The 17151-nt window shown below is 50.7% G+C and carries 13 protein-coding genes; 10 read left to right on the top strand and 3 right to left on the bottom strand.

The window, feature by feature from the left end; all coding sequences use genetic code 11:
- The first annotated feature begins 93 nt into the window (after positions 1-93).
- From C4F51_RS09915 to C4F51_RS09885, 7 genes are all read left to right on the top strand, one after another.
- Positions 94-1239 carry an aldo/keto reductase gene (locus tag C4F51_RS09915; protein ID WP_193909422.1) on the top strand — a complete coding sequence of 382 codons (1146 nt, stop codon included), beginning with the start codon at positions 94-96 and terminating at the stop codon, positions 1237-1239.
- 360 nt (positions 1240-1599) lie between these two features.
- On the top strand, positions 1600-2004 hold the full coding sequence (locus C4F51_RS09910) for a nuclear transport factor 2 family protein (RefSeq protein ID WP_193909420.1): 405 nt from the start codon (positions 1600-1602) through the stop codon (positions 2002-2004).
- Positions 2005-2169: 165 nt separating this feature from the next.
- Entirely contained in the window at positions 2170-3396 is a 1227-nt protein-coding gene (locus tag C4F51_RS09905) for a PQQ-dependent sugar dehydrogenase (protein ID WP_193909418.1), read from the top strand.
- A 357-nt stretch (positions 3397-3753) separates the two neighbouring features.
- Positions 3754-5241: a SulP family inorganic anion transporter gene (locus tag C4F51_RS09900; protein ID WP_193909416.1), complete on the top strand. Its 1488-nt coding sequence runs from the start codon at positions 3754-3756 to the stop codon at positions 5239-5241.
- 73 nt (positions 5242-5314) lie between these two features.
- Positions 5315-6508 carry a chromate efflux transporter gene (chrA, locus tag C4F51_RS09895; protein WP_193912516.1) on the top strand — a complete coding sequence of 398 codons (1194 nt, stop codon included), beginning with the start codon at positions 5315-5317 and terminating at the stop codon, positions 6506-6508.
- 114 nt (positions 6509-6622) lie between these two features.
- Positions 6623-8038: an exonuclease domain-containing protein gene (locus C4F51_RS09890; RefSeq protein WP_193909414.1), complete on the top strand. Its 1416-nt coding sequence runs from the start codon at positions 6623-6625 to the stop codon at positions 8036-8038.
- Positions 8039-8203: 165 nt separating this feature from the next.
- A complete protein-coding gene (locus C4F51_RS09885; RefSeq protein WP_193909412.1) occupies positions 8204-8953 on the top strand; it encodes a hypothetical protein in 750 nt (249 codons plus the stop codon).
- An 84-nt stretch (positions 8954-9037) separates the two neighbouring features.
- On the opposite strand, the gene C4F51_RS09880 is transcribed toward C4F51_RS09885, so the two are convergent.
- Both C4F51_RS09880 and C4F51_RS09875 read right to left on the bottom strand, forming a co-directional pair.
- Complete coding sequence (locus C4F51_RS09880; RefSeq protein ID WP_193909410.1) at positions 9038-10111, bottom strand: alpha/beta hydrolase; 1074 nt, start codon at positions 10109-10111, stop codon at positions 9038-9040.
- Between the two features lie 179 nt (positions 10112-10290).
- The gene (locus tag C4F51_RS09875; RefSeq protein ID WP_193909408.1) at positions 10291-11259 is read right to left on the bottom strand and encodes a site-specific integrase; all 969 of its coding nucleotides are present in this window, start codon (positions 11257-11259) and stop codon (positions 10291-10293) included.
- 169 nt (positions 11260-11428) lie between these two features.
- Between C4F51_RS09875 and C4F51_RS09870 the strand changes: the two genes are divergently transcribed.
- The gene (locus C4F51_RS09870; protein WP_193909406.1) at positions 11429-12418 is read left to right on the top strand and encodes a DNA-binding protein; all 990 of its coding nucleotides are present in this window, start codon (positions 11429-11431) and stop codon (positions 12416-12418) included.
- Between the two features lie 25 nt (positions 12419-12443).
- On the opposite strand, the gene C4F51_RS09865 is transcribed toward C4F51_RS09870, so the two are convergent.
- Entirely contained in the window at positions 12444-12965 is a 522-nt protein-coding gene (locus tag C4F51_RS09865; RefSeq protein WP_193909404.1) for a fused DSP-PTPase phosphatase/NAD kinase-like protein, read from the bottom strand.
- A gap of 1090 nt (positions 12966-14055) precedes the next feature.
- Here C4F51_RS09865 and C4F51_RS09860 point away from each other — a divergent pair.
- Positions 14056-14925 (top strand): hypothetical protein, encoded by an 870-nt coding sequence (locus C4F51_RS09860; RefSeq protein ID WP_193909402.1) that lies wholly within the window; start codon positions 14056-14058, stop codon positions 14923-14925.
- Positions 14922-17141, top strand: coding sequence for a UvrD-helicase domain-containing protein (locus tag C4F51_RS09855; RefSeq protein WP_193909400.1), 2220 nt, complete (start codon positions 14922-14924; stop codon positions 17139-17141). Before C4F51_RS09860 ends, C4F51_RS09855 begins: the two co-directional genes overlap by 4 nt.
- Positions 17142-17151: the final 10 nt, after the last annotated feature.

The following is a 17151-nucleotide window of genomic DNA, read 5'->3' as shown; positions in this document are numbered from 1 at the left end:
AAAGCATCCCGATTTTCGTCATTAATAAATAAACGGGATGCTTCTATGCTGGATGCAGACCATACAGAAGCCTCTTAAAACAGGAAATGACGGATGAACAATGAAGCCCAACGCCCTGCATCAATAAAGGAAGACGCGGATACCAATCGCCGGAAATTTTTAATAAACACCGGTATGTTCAGTGCTGCCCTGGCCGCCGCGCCGGCGGCTCTTGCGCTGCCACAGAGTGAAGCTTCCGGGCGCGGTGCCGTGCCGCAGGCAGTAAACAAGCGCAGGTTAGGGGCGCTGGAAGTTTCTGCTATCGGGCTGGGCTGCATGAGTATGACCAGCGAAAGCTATAACCCGCCAAGAGCCAAAGCTGAAATGATCCCGGTCATACGCCAGGCGGTAGAGCGCGGGGTAACTTTTTTTGATACCGCCGAAGTGTACGGCCCGTTTAGTAATGAAGAATATGTCGGTGAAGCGCTGGCGCCGGTAAGAAATCAGGTCGTTATTGCCAGCAAATTTGGTTTTCAATTTGAGCAAAACACCAGCACCGGGCGAAACAGCCGACCGGCACATTTGCGCAAAGCCGTGGAGGGCATGCTCAAGCGTTTGAAAACCGACCGGATTGATCTTCTTTATTTGCATCGCATAGACCCTGAAGTGCCGGTTGAAGAAGTGGCAGAAGTTGCTCGACAATTTATTCAGGAGGGCAAAGCACTCCATTTTGGCCTTTCAGAAACTTCCCCGGATACCTTACGTCGCGCGCACGCCATACAACCGGTGGCAGCACTGCAAAGCGAGTATTCAATATTACAACGAACGCCTGAAAATCAAATTCTGGCAACCTGCGAAGAACTGGGCATCGGATTTGTTCCCTGGGGGCCCGTGTGTCGTGGCTTTTTGGCGGATAAGTTTGATGAATGGTCAAGGTTTTCAGAAGAATCGCGGCTGTCGCAAGTTCCCTATTTCACGGCGGACGCGTTACAAAAAAATATGGCCTTATTAAACCTGGTAAGACATTGGTCTGACCGAAAAGGCGTAACGCCCGCGCAGTTTTCATTGGCGTGGTTGTTGGCTCAAAAACCCTGGATTGTGCCCATTCCCGGCACCACAAAAACCCATCATATGAATGAAAATCTTGGTGCTTTGGAGGTGACATTTTCCAGTGCCGAATTAAAAGAATTTCGCACCGCGTTCTCAGCCATTGAACTGGAAGGTGTGCGCTCGCCAGAGTCTGCGCTGACGGATTTGTAGTTATTTTTCTGCCTCTGTTGCCAGATTACATGTGGGTGCTTACAAGGCCTTTGCAGAACATTTTCCGGAGCAAAGAAAAATTAAGCCAACTACCTCAAAGATTTTGTCGCGCAGAAGCCGGGCATCATGGAGCATGGTTAACGGTTGGCTGCAAATATTGACTCAGTGCTGAGCACATGATCCTGTACCGGTTAGCCGGAATGGTTGTTATAAAAACTCGCAACTTCGCACCAATAACCTATCTATTGAAATTCTATAAAAATGAAAAATTTATTAAAAATTTTCAGCGGCTTATCGTTGGCGCTGTGTCTTATGCCGGTTAGCGCTACAGCAATTTCCACAAGTAATGAGAGGTCAGTTATGGCGGATGAAGATAAAACCTTTTTAAATGAAGAAAGTACGGTTGAAGAAGAGGTCAAGACCGTATTTCGTCGCATCTATGCCGCCATGCTTGAAGCCGATACCGTCGCTCTGGCCGCATTGCTTGACGAAAATTTTACACTGACTCATATGACGGGGCGCCTTCAGCAGAAACACGAGTGGCTCGCCGATATAACAGCGGGGCGCATGATCTATCATGCGGTAACAGAAGTTTCTTCGACGGTTCGTATCGCGGACAATGTGGCGGTGCTCGTGGGGCGAGACGTCGTAAATTCGACAATCTACGGCGGGCGCGGTCAATGGAACCTGCAATTGACCACTGAATTTACCAAGCGCGATGGTCAATGGATGGCAACCCGCATGCTGGCAACCACCTTTCGCTGACTCTGATTTGCCCTCTTGTCGCAGGAGCAAGGGCGTTAATGACGTTAACGCGCTTTTCTGCTTGTATAAATTCCAACCGGTTCACGCCTGCTTCACTGAGATGCTCCCCGCCATAAAATAGAAGCTATAGTTATTGTCCCAACTTTCTCTATTTAAGGATCACTCATGAATAAGTTTGGTTATGTCCTGACGCTTGGCGCTGCCCTGGGGTTGTTGTCGGCCTGTAGCGATAGCGATAACGGAAACAGCGCAAGTAGCGCTGCTGTGGTGTCCTCCGTCGCCACGTCTTCTTCGGTGTCCAGTGTAATACCGCCAGAGGAAACACCGGCCGAGTCATTCACCACGACCGAAGTAACCAAATTCACGGCGCCCTGGGCGATGACCTTTTTGCCGGATGGCCGCTTGCTGGTAACGGAAATGACCGGCAGTTTGCATGTGTACAACCCGGCCAGCGATACAAAGAGCGAAATTAGCGGCGTACCGGAAACTGATCGCGTTAGCCAGGGCGGCCTGGGTGATGTTGTGCTGCATCCGGATTACGCCACCAACTCGATTATTTACATCAGCTACGTAGAAAAAGACGATGACCTGTTGGGGGGCGCAGTAGCGCGCGCGCGTTTGGAGCTGGATGAAAACGGCGCAGGTTCACTGGAAGATCTTGAAGTGATCTGGCGTCAGGTGCCTAAAACCACGGGCGAAGGCCATTTTGGCTATCGCATGATTTTTGACGCTGAAGGCATGCTGTGGATCAGCTCCAGTGAGCGCCAGAAATTCGATCCGGCGCAGGACATGAATAGCAATCTCGGTAAAATTATTCGCCTGAATGACGACGGCAGCGTGCCTACTGATAATCCCTTTGTCGGACAAGGTGAAATTGCATCCCAGGTCTGGTCGTTGGGGCATCGTAATATTCTCGGTATGGCCTTTGCCGCCGATGGTCGTTTATGGGCGCACGAGATGGGGCCAAAAGACGGCGATGAACTCAATTTGATTGAGAAAGGTGTTAACTACGGTTACCCGATTGTGTCCAATGGCAACCACTACGATGACACGCCCATCCCGGATCACAGCACCCGCCCGGAATTCCGCGCGCCGCTGATCACCTGGACGCCGGTGATCTCTCCGGCAGGCTTTATCATTTACGACGGCAACCTCTTCTCGCAATGGAATGGCAGCGGCTTTATTGGTGGCCTGTCTTCCCAGGCGCTGATTCGTGTTGAGCTCGACGGCGAGACGGCGCGCGAAGCGGAGCGTTTTGATATGCAGCGCCGCATCCGCGAAGTGGAGCAGGGGCCGGATGGCGCCATCTGGCTGCTGGAAGACGGCAACCGCGGCGGCAATGGCTGGTTGCTGAAGCTGACCCCGACTTCTTCCAGAGAAGGCCCACTGTAATAATATTCCGTTTAATAAGGCCAACAGGCTTGCGGGTGGTTTCGGACCACCCGCAAGCTTCCCAGTAAAACGCCAGCCATGATGGCGGGTGATGTTGAGATTGTTCTCCCTCACTGATAAAGTGCGCCTGCTTTTTTTGCCCGGCAACCTGTCATTATTATTGCCTGTGTCAACCTTGGCCCAAGGCCGATGTGAATACCCTCCGCCTTATTGTTTATTCCCTGCTGATAGTTCTTTAACGCTGGCGCCCGCCGGTGTTTTGCTATTGCTTTGCTTGTTTCAATGACTATCGCTATTGGCCTGTGTTCGCCGTCGGGCCACCGGTGGCGATGGTTATTGGTTATCCGGATTTATTGCATGCTGAAAAATTTACAACACAGTTGGTTTTCCAACCTGCGCGGAGATTTACTTGCCGGTCTCGTCGTGGCGCTGGCGTTAATCCCCGAGTCGATCGCGTTTTCTATCATTGCCGGTGTTGACCCTAAAGTGGGGTTATATGCTTCGTTTTGTATTGCGTTGGTTATCGCGTTTGCCGGTGGCCGCCCGGGGATGATTTCGGCCGCAACCGGCGCCATGGCGCTACTGATGATCACGCTGGTAAAAGAGCATGGCTTGCAATATTTGCTGGCCGCTACCTTGTTAACCGGTGTGATTCAAATTGTGGCTGGCTATTTGCGAGTGGGCGATTTGATGGGGTTTGTTTCGCGCTCGGTGGTGACCGGCTTTGTTAATGCGTTGGCGATTTTGATTTTTATGGCACAACTGCCGGAGCTGACGGATGTGAGCTGGCACGTGTACGCCATGACGGCGCTGGGCCTCGGTATTATTTATCTATTCCCTTATGTGCCCCGCATCGGGAAAATTATTCCCTCGCCGCTGGTGTGTATTATTGTGCTCACGCTGATTGCCATCGTCGCCAGGCTGGACATCCGCACGGTGGGTGACATGGGCGAGTTACCGGATACCTTGCCGATTTTTCTCTGGCCCAGCGTGCCGTTAACCCTTGAAACCTTATGGATCATCCTGCCGTATTCGCTGCCGCTGGCGATCGTCGGTTTACTGGAATCGCTGATGACCGCGACCATTGTTGATGACATGACCGATACCAAAAGTGATAAAAACCGGGAGTGCAAAGGGCAGGGCGTGGCGAATATTGCTTCGGGCCTGATGGGCGGAATGGCCGGTTGCGCGATGATTGGCCAGTCGGTTATCAACGTAAAATCCGGTGGCCGTACGCGCTTGTCGACCTTGAGTGCCGGGGTGTTTTTGCTGGTGATGGTGGTGTTTCTTGCCGACCTTATCTCCATTATTCCCATGGCCGCGCTGGTGGCGGTTATGATCATGGTGTGTATCGGTACTTTCAATTGGTCTTCGGTTATTAATTTGAAAAGCTATCCGCTCTCTACCAATATTGTCATGCTGACGACGGTAGCGGTTGTGGTTGCTACTCACAATCTCGCTTACGGTGTTTTTGCCGGCGTGCTATTAGCCGCGTTGTTCTTTGCCAATAAAATCAGCCATTACATGGCAGTTGAATCCGATGTTAATCAGGATAAAACCCTGCGTACCTACCGGGTTATCGGCCAGGTATTTTTTCGCTCTGCGGGCAAGTTTGTTACCTGTTTTGACTTCCAGGAAGAGGTAAAAGCCGTGGTTATTGATGTGACCCGGGCACACTTCTGGGATATCACAGCAGTATCCGCGCTGGATAAGGTGGTGATGAAATATCGCAGGCAAGGCGTAGTGGTGGAAGTTATCGGTTTAAACGAAGCCAGTGCCACTATCGTTGACAACTTTGGCGTGCACGACAAACCGGATGCGCTGCAGCGAATGACGGATCATTAAAATTTCCCGCTAGCAGGATCATTGTCATAATGTTCGTTTTAAATGCCCGTATTTAACCCGATAGCATAAGGTGATGACGAACACGACCCGCATTGACCACCGTCCCTGGGCGGTGTTTTGGATATTTCTGCGTTTGGGCATGACCTCATTCGGCGGGCCGATTGCCCATTTGGGTTATTTCCGTGATGAGTTTGTGGTGCGGCGGCAGTGGCTTGGCGAGCAAAGCTACGCGGACCTTGTTGCCCTCTGTCAATTTTTGCCGGGGCCGACCAGCAGTCAGGTCGGGATGGCGCTAGGCCTTTCACGTTGCGGTTATACCGGCGCACTCGCGGCATGGACAGGCTTCACGCTGCCGTCCGCTATCTTGCTGATACTGTTTGCGCTGGGCATTAATCATTACGGCGATGCCATGTCTGCTGGCGTGCTGCAGGGGTTAAAAGTGGCGGCAGTGGCGGTGGTGGCACAGGCGGTGTGGGGCATGGCGCGTCATCTTTGTCCGGATGTATTACGCGTCTTTCTTATGCTGGTAGCAGCCGCTTTTGTTCTGCTTCTGCCATCGGTGTGGGGTCAACCGCTGGTGATTATTCTGATGGCAGCGGTCGGTATGTTGCTGTTTAAACCGGCGATGAACACGCCGCTCACGCCATTGCCGATCATGGTAGGAAGAAACGCCGGGCTGATATGGTTGGGCCTATTCTTCAGTTTACTTCTGGGGCTACCGCTACTGGCTTTGCTGTTCCCGAGCCAGACACTTTTGATGGTGGATGCCTTTTATCGGGCTGGCGCACTGGTATTCGGCGGCGGTCATGTGGTGTTGCCGTTGTTGCAAGCTGAGGTGGTGCCTGCGGGTTGGGTTGACCAGCAATCCTTTTTAGCCGGCTACGGTGCTGCTCAGGCCATTCCCGGCCCTTTGTTCAGCTTTGCCGCTTTTCTTGGCGCTGCCAGTAGCGGCTGGTTGGGCGGATTCATCTGTCTGGTAGCGATTTTCGTCCCTTCTTTCCTGTTGATTGTCGGTGTGCTGCCTTTTTGGCAACAACTGCGGGCGAATGCGCGCATGCAGGCGGCGTTGTGTGGTGCCAATGCGGCGGTAGTGGGTTTGCTGCTGGCGGCGCTTTATCAACCGGTATGGACCAGCGCCATTCAAGGCCCGCAGGATATAGCGCTTGCCGCGGCAGCGCTGGCAGCTTTAATGATAGGGAAGCTACCGTCATGGTTGGTGGTTATGGCCTGTGGTATCGCGGGGTGGGGCTTTAGCGCAGTTTTATAGTGTTCCGGCTGCAAGCGTTAACGAGGAGTATTGGCGAGTGACGGGCAAATCGGATTATACTGTACATTAATACAGCTACTCGCCAATCGACAACCGCCGGAGAAAAACAGGTTTATGCTCAAACATGTTCAGTTGCCCGCGGTGATCGTTGATATCGAAACGACAGGGGGCAATGTCACTTACGATCGGATTACCGAAATCGGCATTGTAGAAGTGACCGAAAACGGCGTGACCGAGTGGTCAACCCTGATCAATCCGCGTATGAAAATCCCGCCCATGATTCAGCGAATCACCGGCATCACGGATGCGATGGTGGAATCGGCGCCTTACTTTGAACAGGTGGCCAAAGAAATTCTGCTTCGCCTGCAGGGAAAATTGTTTATCGCCCACAATGTGCGCTTTGATTACGGCTTCATCCGCAACGAGTTTTCCCGCCTTGCTTTTACCTTCAAAGCGCCGCTGCTGTGTACTGTAAAGATGTCGCGCGCCTTGTACCCGGACAGAGACGGCCACAGTCTGGAAAAGATCATCGCCCGCCATCAAATTATGGTGCAAAGCCGCCACCGGGCACTGGATGACGCCAGAGCAACCTTTAAATTTATTCAAATCGCCGAAGAAGAAAACAGTGCTGAAAAAGTGCGTGCTGCACTCCAAAGTCAAAACCGGCGAGGGAGTTTGCCGGTCGGGTTTGATCCTGCACTCGTTGAAGCGTTACCCAACAGCCCCGGTGTTTATTATTTTTGGGGCGAGGCCAAAGAGCTGCTGTACATTGGTAAAAGTATCAATATCAGAAAGCGGGTGCTCTCGCATTTTACGGCGGACCATCGCTCGTCGAAAGAGATGAAGATTTGCCAGCAAACACGTCATATCACGTTTGACCAAACATCAGGGGAACTGACGGCGTTGATTCTTGAGTCGCAAAAGATCAAAGCCCTGCAACCGCTTTACAATCGCAAACTGCGACGAGTGAGTAATTTGTACAGCATTCAACTGGAGGATGCCGGCAATAATACGCTGGTGCCAAAAATTGTTTCGCTTAACGATAACCTGGTTGGCCGCAGCAAACTCTATGGGCTTTACCCATCAGCGAAAAATGCCAAACAGGATATTCAAACCCTGTGCGACCAGCACGGCCTTTGTTATCAACTGGCCGGGCTTGAACATCCAGGCAATCGCGCCTGTACCAGCCATCAACTCAAAAAGTGCGCCGGCTATTGCATAGGAAAATCGTCTGTGTTGATTCATAACGTGAAAATGCTGGAGGGGTTTTCGGCGTTGGCCCTCAAGGCCTGGCCCTATGATGGCCCGGTGGTGTTAATAGAACCGGATCAACACCAGGAAAGCGCCACGCATTTGCTCATTGATAACTGGCGCATCCTCGGTGTTGCGCAATCCGAAGCCGACTACGCTGATATTCTCAATGGCGCAAATGCCCAGCCGCTGGACAAGGATATTTACAAATATCTGGTCAGCGCCATTCTTGGTAAGGCATCACGCTACAAAATCTATCCGCTTCCGCCCATATCCTGATAGTAACTTTGAGAAATTCTGCTGTAGAAGGGTTTGAATGCGGTGGAATTATAACAATCCCCGATGCAAAAATCTTGCAATGCTAATTATATTACAATAACGTATAGCCAGCTCCTTCATTCAGGGCTATCCCGCAAACGGAAATATTGCATCGAGAATAACAATATGAAAGTCATCCGGCCTGCCATCTCACTATTCACCTTATTTATGGTTGTTTTTCTATCAGGATGTTCAACTACGACCGTACATTTGCATGCGAACGGCGTACCTGAAGCAGACAAGGAAAAGATACGCGCTGGCCTTGAGGCTAAAGGGTTTGCGGTGGTGGAAAGAGATAACGAATCACCCTCGAAAAACAACGCCATCTTGTACTCGCCTTATAAAGGGCTGGAGAAAGACCTGCATGCTATCGAAAATGTGCTGGCACATAATGGCGTGACCGCAGGGCGCGGTTTTGCGATACAGACTGATCAGATCGGCAAACATGAATATACAGCGGGTAATATCGGCCTTTACATAATGCCATCCGTGTTGCAGTTGCCAGCAGAACGTAAAAGCAAAGTTCGAGCGGAATTTCCCATCACCATTACTGAAGCAGAATTTGTAAGCACGGACTGTGAAACTGAATATGGATTTCAGTTTTCTGAAAATGGCACCCTGATAGTAGATGATTTTACGCGGGAAATTGATGCGACAGAGATAGCGAAACCGAACTGGAGCAAAAAATCAGATGAGGTAATTTCGATATCAAACGGCAATGAACAGTTTGAATATAAAAAATATGAAAGCCATCGCGAGCACGTCAACGAATACAACATCCACCTGGTAATCTACAACATCTGGCTTGAACCGCTTGAGTATTATCGCGTTCCCTTCGGTTGTACTTATAAAAGCACTTATGCTGAAGCACCTTAACCAAAGGGCTCAGCATCTTTTCGTTCGCAATTGCACGAGCGTGTTTTCTCAGTCGAGCCATCCCTGACTCAACAGTTCTGCTGTTTACTTCAAGTGTTCCGTAAAAAAGGCATCCAGTTTCCCCCAGGGAATGATGTTGGTCTGGTCATACAGATCAACATGGTCGGCGCCTTCAATAATCATCAATTCTTTGGGTTGTGCAGCCGCTTTGTAAGCGTCTTCACTGAAGTAACGTGAGTGGGCATTTTCACCGGCAATCAGCAGGATGGGGCGGGGAGAGATTTCGTCAATGTAGGTAAGCAATGGCATATTCATAAAAGACAGCGGCATTGTGGCTGTCCATGCGCCATTGGAATTGGCGGAGCGCTCATGAAAACCGCGCGGTGTGCGGTAATAATCAAAGTACATTTGTATCACCGGATTGCTCACGCCTTCCAGGGTTTCCGGCAAGACTCTTGCCCCCGGTGCGGATGCGTCTACCCAGCGCTGCTGGCTCAGTTTTTCCAGTACCTCTGCACGTTGGGCTTTGGTGGTGCTGTCGTTGTAACCTTTCGACATTACCCGTGACATATCGTACATGCTGGTAGTGGCGACGGCTTTGATACGTTTATCGACCGCCGCTGCATTCAAACCCATACCGGCATAACCACAAATGCCGATAATCCCGATTTGCTCACGGTTCACCGCAGCCTGCGATCCCAGGAAATCGACCGCTGCACTAAAGTCTTCAGTATTGATATCCGGTGATGCAACATTGCGCGGTTCGCCACTGCTTTCACCGGTATAAGACGGGTCAAATGCGATGGCAGCGTAACCACGCTCGGCCATCGTTTGTGCATACAAGCCCGATGATTGTTCTTTCACGGCGCCAAACGGGCCACTGATGGCAAGCGCTGGCAGACTTTTGTTACCACGGTTTTTGGGCAGATACACATCAGCGGCGAGAGTAATACCGTAGCGGTTTTTAAAAGATACTTTGCGGTGGTCAACCTTATCGCTTTTGGGAAACGTCTTATCCCAGGTTTGTGTCATGGGAATAGCCGCTGTTTTTTCAGCGTCTGGCGTGGCTGCGGACACGGATTGGGCGCCAGCAACGATGGCGGCGCCGGCGAGTAGTGCACCGTGAATGAATTTTTTCCGGGAGAGGGTGATATTCATATTGATTTCCTGATGAGCAGTGGATGTTAGCTGCAAAATACCGGTTGCTTGCCTGACCGATATTTTTAGGAAAAAGCCTCGTTACCCGGTAGACCATTCGACGCTTTTTCTTGCCTGATCCTGCCAATGTCCTGATGGATTAACGGTAGGGCGTTGGCAATCCGCAATGCATCCGCTATTTAAAGCAGCACCTCCAGCGTCTTGTTATGAGCAGCATGGGTTGCGAGTTCTGCATTGATACGATGATGAGCAAAAGGATCGGCACCTTCGATATAGCGCATTGCCGATCGCATATCCTTCCACCCCACATAATCCATCAGTGTTTTTAAGTCCCATCCGCTGGTGCTGGCCCAGGTTGCAAACCCGCGGCGCAGTGAGTGGCTTGAGTAAAGCGCGGCGTCTGCGACGCCGGCGGCCTCAAACAAGCCGCGCAATAAAGGGATATAACTTGTCGGGTTTATCGTGCGCCCGCTCAGCTGCCCCCAGCGGTTGATGCCTTGAAAAACCGGGCCGTTGGTGAGTTTCGCCGCATCCCGCCATGCTTCATAGGCCTGTAGAGGGCAGAGCCGGTTAAGTGCCGGCGCTTTGAAGGTTGTGCCCTGATGCAAGGTTTTGGTGTGAGGCAGAAATAACGTCATCCCCTGGCCCGGCGTTAACACAATGTGTTGAACTTCCAGGCGGCTAAGTTCATCACTGCGGAACCCCCGCCAAAATCCCAGCAGCACAATCGCCCGGTCACGCCTTGCTCGCAGCAATGCCGGTTGGTCGCCTCGTGAAAGCGCGTTGACTATCTGGCCATCCAGCCATTCATCTATCTGTTCCAGATGGCCAAGTGCCAGGGGTTTTGCCTGGGTGATCTGTGGCGGGTGAACAGACTGGATGCCTTTAATGACTTTTTTAACCATAGGGCTTTTGGTCGGGTCGGGAAAGCCTTGCTCGATGTGCCACTGGGAGATGGCTGCCAGTCGCTGCCGCAACGTATTAACAGCCAGGTTAGCTGCATAATCCGCCAGGTAGCGGGCAATGGAATCTGCCGTTGCAGGAAGAAAGCCACCCCATTCAACCTCAAAGTGCTCGATTGCCGAGCGATAGCTCCGCCGCGTGTTTTCGCGGGTGGCGGCATTAATGTAAGTGTCGATGCTATGCATAGCTGTACTGAATTCACCCTTGTTTATCCCAAAACGCATTCTAACATCAGATAATTACCAATTATTCAATCTTATATGCTTCTAATTATTGATCTTTAAAGAGTCTATATTTAGTATGTAATTACATAGTATGTAATACAGTACGAAATAATCAGGGCGCATAAAAATCATGGCAAATAGCGGTGTTAACAAGTTCCAGATCCAGAAGGCCAAAGATGCTTTGCTCGCAAAAGGGATCAACCCTTCGATAGATGCGGTTCGTGTCGAATTGGGAAATACCGGCTCAAAAGCAACTATTCACCGCTATTTAAAGGAGTTGGCTGATGAAAAGCCTTTGACGGCGGATAAGAAAATAGCACTGGGCGATACGCTTGCCGCCATGGTGGAGGGCTTGGCAAACCAGCTGCACGAGGAGGCGAGGGCGCTGGTAGAGGACTACCAGAAACAACATGCAGGTGTACTACAAGACCTGAAATCGCACCTCGAAGAGAAAACGCAGCAAGCAGACGCTGCCGAGCAGATGATCCAGCAACTCCGGGCGCAGCTGGAAGCGTCGGAACAAAGCGTCAAATCTTTAGGCAATGACCATCAGGTAATGCAGATAGAGGTAGGGCGCCTGCAACAACAGGTCGCCGATAAAGATACCCATTTAAAGGAAAAATCGGCGCATATCAGCTCCCTTGAAGAGAAGCATCAGCATGCCCGGGATACGCTGGAGCACTTCCGGAACGCCGCCAAAGAACAGCGGGAGCAGGAGCAGCGCCGGCATGAGCATCAGGTTCAGCAACTTCAGGGAGAAATAAGACAGCTGAAGCAAACGATATCCCTCAAGCAAACCGATGTGACACAGCTGAACAAGGATAACGCTCGGCTGATTGCCGAGCTGACGGAATCCCGCCGCAATGCCCAGCAGTTCGAAACGGCGCTGAAGGTCAGTGAAGAAAAAGTAATGGGCGCGGTTACTGCGTCAGCAATACTGGAGCGGGAAAATCAGCAAAACACCGCAGAAATAGGCGCTCTGCGTCTTATACAGACGGATTTGCAGGAAAAATTGTCCGGGCTTACCACTGAATTGATCACCGTAAAAGCCGAGCTGAACGTCAGGAGCAAGCTGTTTAATTATCGCGGTTTTAGTAAAAATACCCGAGCGCCACTGTAGCCAGGTGGCGCTATAGTGCGGGTCTTCATTGCAGGGATTCAAAGACGGATTTCACTTTTTCTTCCAGCGATCCAAGGCCGGCAGCACGGCCAACCTCCAGCGATGCATCCGCCGGTTGTCCCTGAAATGCATGCGCGCGAATAGCGAGGAGGGCGCCGACACGGTTCCCGGACGCGCAATGTAAAAAGACTTTTTGCTCGTCTGCCAGCAGCGCATGCAGTTTTTCTGCATTCTCCAGCGTGATATCCGCAGCGCCGGCTACAGGCAGGGAAACATACTCCAGCCCGAGCGCTTCAGCTTGTTGTTGCTCGTTAAAATCAATCTCCTCAGCAGGTGCGCGCAGGTTTATAACCTTGGTAACACCGGCATTTTTGAGCTGTAAAAAGTCACTTTTTGACGGTTGTCCGCCGGTGATCAGGTTTTCCGCAGGCACATAAAAACCCTTTGGCGGTTCCGGTAACGGCCGACTGTCATCTGCATAACAAACCGCAAATGCCAAGCCCAGCATTGTTGCCGTAGCTATCTTCTTGAAATTAATCATTTCCATCAGGTCCTTTTTTAGTGCATGAAAAGTGCGTGAATGGCGGAAAGTCGATGCCTGTCAAAATAGCACAATCGCGGCGCTGGCATTGACGGTATGAGCGTTTCGGCTGTCTGTGCAATACAGCAAAGGCGCGCAAAGGATGCATGCGTTCAAGAGATTGCTATGTTATTAACCTCAAAACCCCGGCGTTAAGTGCTTAACAATTCAGGACATTGGGTCGGATTTCCTCAGGGTTTTGGCCCAGGATAGGATGTCATCAGACATACGCACAGCAAATCTACAATTATGCGCAGCACCTTTGGTGAGATTTTTGCTGGAGAAAAGTATTATCCGTCTAATCCGGGGAATAGATTGATGAGCCAGTTGGGGCATTTATTACTTAAGTGGGTTATCTGTCTGTAGATAGCCAACTAAAGTATCAAATCCTCAAAAAAATATGTTATTGAATTTAAAGATAAAATTTATTCTTTCTTCCAACTAAAGTATTGAAGTACAAGATTCACGATCTTAATTTCCCAATATTTTAATTTTCCTACTAAAACGTTGAAATATTTATACGTCCTAGTTTGGCACTGCAGCTTCTTGGGAGGCATAGGAACGATCTGAGTTAAATCTATGTGAATAATTGTCCTTCAACTTTACGATAGCTTCGGGTTGTTTTGGCGAGGTGTTCCCTGAGTGAGGCCAGCGATCCGTCTCGATCATCAAGTTAATGATTGAACGACATCTGTGCCTTGACACCGTCAAGGGTCAACAATGCGCCGACTTTAGGACCCCTTAGGTTTGGTCAGAAGTTCCAGATTCATCGTCTCGCTGAGTCATCTTGGCTCCAGTGCCTCAGCTTCTAGCTGCTATGGGCTAATGCATACGATCAAGCCCCCCACAACTGAACAACAGCACCGACTGTCTGTAAAGTTTCCTGGTATATTTAGCTAAAAAAGGAACTTGATGGATGCTAAATAGCTTATTTTAGCTGCCGCTCCTGTGTCAGGATGGATTCAATGTCCGAACGTGAATGCAATATAGGGCGCCAAAATCAGGTAATATGATCCGTTCAAATGGTAAATGCTTGATCCGTCTAGAGGCAGGATGAATGACACTTTTTTTTACGGAGATCGATGACACGGAGGATGTACGTCAAGGCGACATAATCCGAAAGTTCAATACCGAGACCGGAGAGACAGAAAGGCTCGGGATTGTAATTACGGCTGATTGCGATATCGCACAAAAGAAAGCCGGAGAGCGCTACACCTGGTTAGAAATTTTGCCTATGACAGCTTACGTCGAAGGTTCTTGGGCTCAGGAGCAATTGCGAAAACTCTCGGAGAAGCGCTCTACGGCAATATGCGATTACCTCAATAGTCAGATCCGCAAACGAAGACCTGGCCTTACGGCGCTAAAACATGACTCACTGATACATTGGCTCCGTAGCAAGACCGCCGAAGAAATCTTGGAAAGCGCCACTGGCGAGGCGCCAACCGCAGATAACAAGCATCTACGCAGTCTCCAAGGCCTCGCGCTCACGGTGAACGTGGACCAAACTCAGAGCGCTTTCAGCCGGTTGAAAGCAGCTTGGATACTATTTGACATCAATGAAAGGAGCCAACAGGAAAGCGTGCGTAATGCATTCAAGGACGGTGGTGGATTCCAAGACTATTTCGTACTTCCGGATTTGCCTCGACAACCAGGCCTCGGCTTTGTGGTGATGCTGCGTTCAATGTGGACCATAATGGCCCCTGACCTGTATCTCACTGAGCAGGACGCGCGTATCCATGATCGTCCGGATGCATTCCATCGACTGGGGCGCCTCAACGATAGCATCCGCTACTCGATCACTCAAAAGCTAGCATTTCTGTTTTCGCGCATTGGAATGCCTACGACCTTCGAGTCTGCTTGTGAAGCAGCGGCCGAGCTCACGGTTGAGGAACTCTTCAAGAAAAACATGCAAGGAGCATTATCATGACGACAACCATATCTGCTCTCGTTATTGACCAGAGGGCCATTAACATTCTTGATCGGGCTTTTATAGAGGATGTTTGGCTACAGAAATTCGAAGTGCCTGAAAACACTGACGGCCTGCGCCGTATAGAATCGAACGGTATCGTATACCTGTTATCCGAAGCTGCTGACATAGATCATGGCTACTTGGTCATCAATACAGCTGTGTTTGCTCCTGAGACCGGACTTGCCAAACCACACATTGTATTTGAGCGCGTAATTCGCGTGGCATTGCGCCATTTTGACCGCAGCATTTCGATTCCTATTCACTGGCAGCAATATCATTCTGGGAAGCTGCTTTCAGTCTTCGCACAACACTCGAGGGACTCCGAGCAACGGATATATTTTGATCAATCTCCAGATGACACCAATAATCTCTACGCTTTTGCTGTCACCAGTAAAGCAAAAGATCCTGTAATAGTGCCGGAGGATAGTGCGCTCTATCAGCGCGCGATTGATGGTATATGTGATGCCCTGCTGACAGTTCCACCCGCCCATATAGCTACTCCCCCGGTCGGCAGCTTCGGTGTCTTACTTTTTGAGTCGCTGGGCGTTAGGCTCTCAAGTGTGGGTACATTGCAGGAGTGGTACGAACAACGCCTGAATCAAGAGCAACTCATGTTCGTCAACCAGCCACATGACAGGCCCGTACGGTTGCGAGGCTCCGCAGGCACTGGTAAGACGCAGTCGATGGTGGTGAAGTGCCTGCGAGATCTGTATTCAGGCGCGGACAGCGACAAAACCTTCGCATTCTTGACCCATAGTTCAGCATTAGCTCATACAGGCGTCAGAGGCATGCTGCATGCATTGGACCCTACAGAGCGTTGGACATCGTTGAAGACATCATCTGGGCAGCCAAAACTGTGGATCGGCACCATCTATGAGCTGGCACAAGAGAAACTGGGCTACGAGAAAAAAGGCGTGATACCCTTGTCCCTTGACGGTATGGAGGGGCGCGAGTTCCAAAGGATGCTTATCAAGCAAGCCATCAACCAGGTTGTAAAAGACCCTCGCATCGTACTGGATCTGTTCTCCAGGTGTCCGGACTTTCAGGAACGTCTAGATAGTCATGAGGAAGACGCCTCACTCATTGATGAGCTTATGAACGAATTTGCGTGTGTATTGGACTTGGAAGCCATCAAGAAGGACACTCACGAAGCAAATCGCTATGCTCGTCGCACTAGGGAGCCTTGGCAGATGGTTCTGCCAAGCGAAATCCACCGCCGAGTCGTTCTGGAAATACACGACATTTACCGGGCGCTGCTGCGGGCGGCGAAAATGCTGGGCATGGATCAGATGATCGCCGATTTCGACCGTTATTTGGGAACGCACGAATGGGGAACTCTGCGGGAGCGCGATGGCTTTGACTTGGTATTCGTTGATGAATACCACTATTTCACTCGCGCTGAAGCCATGTTGCTTCACAACTTGTTTAAGACTCGGGCGCAGGTTGGCGGCCGCTGGCCATTACTCATGGCCTACGATATCAAGCAAGCTACCAACGACGTCGCTATTAGCGGAGGGATGGAAAGATTTCGCAACCCAGGTGTTGGCGAATCCGTACTGACTGAACTAAAACAGGTCTATCGCTCCACGCCCCAAATCACAGCGTTTCTGCGAGATCTCGACGCTTCTTTCCCAGCAATGGATCTGGAGGGCGAGTATGCAACATACGTGGCCGAGTCGCAGCAGGGTGATGGAGAAACACCGACCTTGACCGTCTGCATATCCGACATCAAGATGGTCGACGATGTCTTTAAAAAGGCCACCAGTATAGGACGTAACATTGATGGTGGCGGCAGCCAAGTCGCGGTACTGTGTCTGAATGAAGAATTGTTTGAAAAAATCCGCGTTGCCGGTCGCGCTCGGGACAAATTCGTGCCGATCACCACGCGCGACGATCTCAAAGAGCTGCGCTATGCGAAGAACAAATGTGTCTTCAGCATGCCAGAATTTGTGGCGGGGCTGCAGTTCCACACCGTGTTCCTCATCCATGCGGATAGTGCAGACTATGACGAGGATCAGGGGCAAGGCGCGCGCCGGCGTTATGTGTCGCGAGTTTACTTAGGTGCAAGCAGGGCTGCCCGTCAGATTTTTGTGCTGAGTTCTCAGGAGCGCGGGGGTTCTAGCCAACTTTTGAGTACTCCGTTGGAAAACGCCACATTGCTCCGTATTAACTGAAGAGAAACGT

This window comes from Cellvibrio polysaccharolyticus (assembly GCF_015182315.1).
GTDB classification, from domain to species: Bacteria; Pseudomonadota; Gammaproteobacteria; order Pseudomonadales; family Cellvibrionaceae; genus Cellvibrio; species Cellvibrio polysaccharolyticus.
This window is presented reverse-complemented; position numbering and strand designations above follow the sequence as displayed.

Bases quoted from the DNA above. Each gene is read 5' to 3' on its own strand.
- C4F51_RS09915 (WP_193909422.1), top strand. From the start codon at position 94: ATGAACAATGAAGCCCAACGCCCTGCATCAATAAAGGAAGACGCGGAT.
- C4F51_RS09855 (WP_193909400.1), top strand. From the start codon at position 14,922: ATGACGACAACCATATCTGCTCTCGTTATTGACCAGAGGGCCATTAAC.
- C4F51_RS09900 (WP_193909416.1), top strand. From the start codon at position 3,754: ATGCTGAAAAATTTACAACACAGTTGGTTTTCCAACCTGCGCGGAGAT.
- C4F51_RS09890 (WP_193909414.1), top strand. From the start codon at position 6,623: ATGCTCAAACATGTTCAGTTGCCCGCGGTGATCGTTGATATCGAAACG.
- chrA (WP_193912516.1), top strand. From the start codon at position 5,315: ATGACGAACACGACCCGCATTGACCACCGTCCCTGGGCGGTGTTTTGG.
- C4F51_RS09865 (WP_193909404.1), bottom strand. From the start codon at position 12,965: ATGGAAATGATTAATTTCAAGAAGATAGCTACGGCAACAATGCTGGGC.
- C4F51_RS09910 (WP_193909420.1), top strand. From the start codon at position 1,600: ATGGCGGATGAAGATAAAACCTTTTTAAATGAAGAAAGTACGGTTGAA.
- C4F51_RS09860 (WP_193909402.1), top strand. From the start codon at position 14,056: ATGACACTTTTTTTTACGGAGATCGATGACACGGAGGATGTACGTCAA.
- C4F51_RS09870 (WP_193909406.1), top strand. From the start codon at position 11,429: ATGGCAAATAGCGGTGTTAACAAGTTCCAGATCCAGAAGGCCAAAGAT.
- C4F51_RS09880 (WP_193909410.1), bottom strand. From the start codon at position 10,111: ATGAATATCACCCTCTCCCGGAAAAAATTCATTCACGGTGCACTACTC.
- C4F51_RS09885 (WP_193909412.1), top strand. From the start codon at position 8,204: ATGAAAGTCATCCGGCCTGCCATCTCACTATTCACCTTATTTATGGTT.
- C4F51_RS09875 (WP_193909408.1), bottom strand. From the start codon at position 11,259: ATGCATAGCATCGACACTTACATTAATGCCGCCACCCGCGAAAACACG.
- C4F51_RS09905 (WP_193909418.1), top strand. From the start codon at position 2,170: ATGAATAAGTTTGGTTATGTCCTGACGCTTGGCGCTGCCCTGGGGTTG.